This is a genomic window from Levilactobacillus paucivorans, assembly GCF_001437125.1.
GTDB lineage: Bacteria > Bacillota > Bacilli > Lactobacillales > Lactobacillaceae > Levilactobacillus > Levilactobacillus paucivorans.
The window spans coordinates 1-2,680 of record NZ_JQCA01000118.1; the positions used below are offsets into that span (position 1 = coordinate 1).

General features: G+C 39.4%; 3 protein-coding genes. All 3 read left to right on the forward strand.

Annotated features, from left to right (window positions below; genetic code table 11):
- Positions 1-78: 78 nt before the first annotated feature.
- On the forward strand, positions 79-843 hold the full coding sequence (locus IV54_RS12120) for an SHOCT domain-containing protein (protein WP_057879022.1): 765 nt from the start codon (positions 79-81) through the stop codon (positions 841-843).
- A 439-nt stretch (positions 844-1,282) separates the two neighbouring features.
- Positions 1,283-2,227: a DUF805 domain-containing protein gene (locus tag IV54_RS08960; protein ID WP_057879023.1), complete on the forward strand. Its 945-nt coding sequence runs from the start codon at positions 1,283-1,285 to the stop codon at positions 2,225-2,227.
- A 45-nt stretch (positions 2,228-2,272) separates the two neighbouring features.
- Positions 2,273-2,560, forward strand: a complete 288-nt coding sequence (locus IV54_RS11780; protein WP_157054393.1) for a DUF4352 domain-containing protein — start codon at positions 2,273-2,275, stop codon at positions 2,558-2,560.
- Positions 2,561-2,680 lie beyond the last annotated feature (120 nt).

A 2,680-nucleotide genomic window follows, 5' to 3' on the forward strand; every position in this document is an offset into this window, starting at 1 on the left:
ACGCCTTATGAAATATTCTTTAATGTAGTGTTGCACTTAATTTGACAATTCAAGAGTAAAAAATTAAAGTTCTGGACCATGAACTATTTGGTAGACGGCCGACTTTGTGGCGACTGTTGTAAGAAGGTTGGTCTGACCGAAGACATCGATCATCTTACCGACGTCGCTGGCACTTACACCGTGCAAGAAATTAAAACTTTAATCGATAATCACCAAAAAATCGATATCAACCATCAGGAAGCTAAACAAGCGGCCCCTGCCGAGCCAACGCAGGACGGTCTTATTACCAATCTCAAGCTTTACCAAGAAGCAACCGTCATGACAGCCTATAAGATTGCGGTTAAATCTGGCATCGATTGGTCTTCTGTCGTGATTGCCCTCAGGGGAACCAACAAGGAATATCTGATTGCCACCAACGATCAAGTTGCCATTATCAAAACTGGCTTCATGACCGGCCACACCTTAGGAAGCGGCGTCTTCAGAATGCCCTACAGCAACATTACCAACGCTCAGGTCGACTATCATATGTTAAGCGGCTACTTTGAAATTGCGGCCGGTGGGGTTCAAAACACCGCTAAAAATTACTGGTCCACTGGTTCCGACTCCCCACAGGAATCGCCAAACACCATCACCCTAACTGGGGATGCTTTGCGTCAACACTTCCTTCAAGCAGCTGACTTAATTAATAGCTATGTGGCCCTGTCTCATCAACCACAGGCTGCCGTGGCAAGCCCGACGCAAGACCCCGTTGACGAGATTCGTAAGTTTAAAGGACTCTTGGATGACGGGATTATTACGCAGGAGGAGTTTGATACTAAGAAGAAGCAGTTGCTGGGACTGTAACATTTATAGACTAGGTAGCCATTATGCATAGGCTTCCGAGTGGTATCTAAAATTGAATTGATTTTTTGGCTGTTGACTGGCTGGCAGATTCCCGGTATTTTACTGGAAATCCGCCAGCCAGTTTGCGTTTCAAGACATATTTTTATCCAAACAATCCTTGCAATTGAACTATCGAACATATCGTTCTTTGAATCAAACCATCTCGAGTAAAAGTCCTTGTCTTCTTGTTTTTTCTCGTTGTATAATGCAGTTCCATGTTAACTAAACACATCGTTTACTTATAACGTCAATGATTATATTTGATAAATAAATATGTAAATTCTGTCCTTAATTTTTAAATTGGAGCCTGTAACGATGACGTTATCTAATTCTCCAAAAGGATGGTTTGTCCAAAACTGATGACGTTAAAAGCTGTAGAGATTTCAAGGAGGAAATACATATGGAAGAGGAACCAACATATTATTGTAGTCATTGTGGGAAGAAGATCCTGAAAAACTCGGAGTTTTGCCCGCATTGTGGAACAAAACAGGATTCAATATTCAAAAATAAACAATCTATAGAAATACATTCAAATTCAACATCTACCATGAACCAAACTTCCAATGAGAATATGCTTCAATCATTGAAATATGGAATTACTGATGCTTTCACGATAGACAAAAGAATGAGTCGTGCAGCATTTTGGTGGTGGTATTTGGATGTGATTATTATGGGACTTATTTTAAGTGCCCCCTTACCTATTTTCTATAAAAAACTGGCCTTTGATGATGACCAACTTTGGACAGTTCTCCTACTCCTATTCTCAATTACGTATACATTTCTGGCGATCGCCTGCTTAACTGCTGAAATCCGTCGTCTACATGATACAAATCGTTCTGGCCACTTTCTATGGTTGCTCCTGCTTCCTCTGGTTGGACCTATTATTATCCTCATTTTCTTGTCCCAAAAATCTGATGTATCGGGAAGTAGGTTTGACCGTAACTTTTCAAAGAACTTGTGGTTCAAAAAGCCACTACCTTGGACAATTTTAATCATGGGTGCTCTCCTAACCACCGGTTCACTGATAACAACTACTCAATTTGTCAATAGCGAGGACTTATCAGCGTATGGGTTGCCTGATAACTCTACTTCAGGAACATCATCGACTGAAAATAATGATGCTGATTCAAAAGATGATAAAATTGAAGATTCAAGTCAAAACGATAATGAAGAGGACGAATCTGATGATACTTCAGACTTACCCTCCCTTGATCTGGGTGACTCAACCATCGATATTGCAAATAGCAAAGATTTCACTACCAACGCAACTGAATCATGGGCGGGATCAACTCTTAATCCCGACAAAATTTCTGTTTATAAAACTGATGGTGAATACACCAAATGAAAAGGACGTTACAAACAATCTTTTAACGGTATCATCAAAGTCCATATGAATATTGACGCTGGCCGTGACATAAATGCTTTTCCAACTCAAGCGACTCTAAGTACCGATGATGGACAACAGGTAGAAGCTGATTCATTTGATAGTGACAGTTTTGACGGATCACTAAATTCTGGCACACACTCAGATGGCAATATTTATTTTCTCATACCTAAACTAAATGATGTTTCCGATATTTCCTCTATAAGACTAAAATGGTTGGCTTATTATGAAACTGATAATATAGATGATGACAATTCACATAAAGATTTCGATGTCTCTATTCATCTTCAATGATTCAGCAATTTGCTTGTTAAAATCATAATAGAATTTTCACAAATAACTAACTCCCTCTATAGAAAAATGGGTAGCGTCAAGAATCTTGTGTAAATGAAATGCCTTCGTACATATAATATG

Bases quoted from the DNA above. Each gene is read 5' to 3' on its own strand.
- IV54_RS12120 (WP_057879022.1), top strand. From the start codon at position 79: ATGAACTATTTGGTAGACGGCCGACTTTGTGGCGACTGTTGTAAGAAG.
- IV54_RS08960 (WP_057879023.1), top strand. From the start codon at position 1,283: ATGGAAGAGGAACCAACATATTATTGTAGTCATTGTGGGAAGAAGATC.
- IV54_RS11780 (WP_157054393.1), top strand. From the start codon at position 2,273: ATGAATATTGACGCTGGCCGTGACATAAATGCTTTTCCAACTCAAGCG.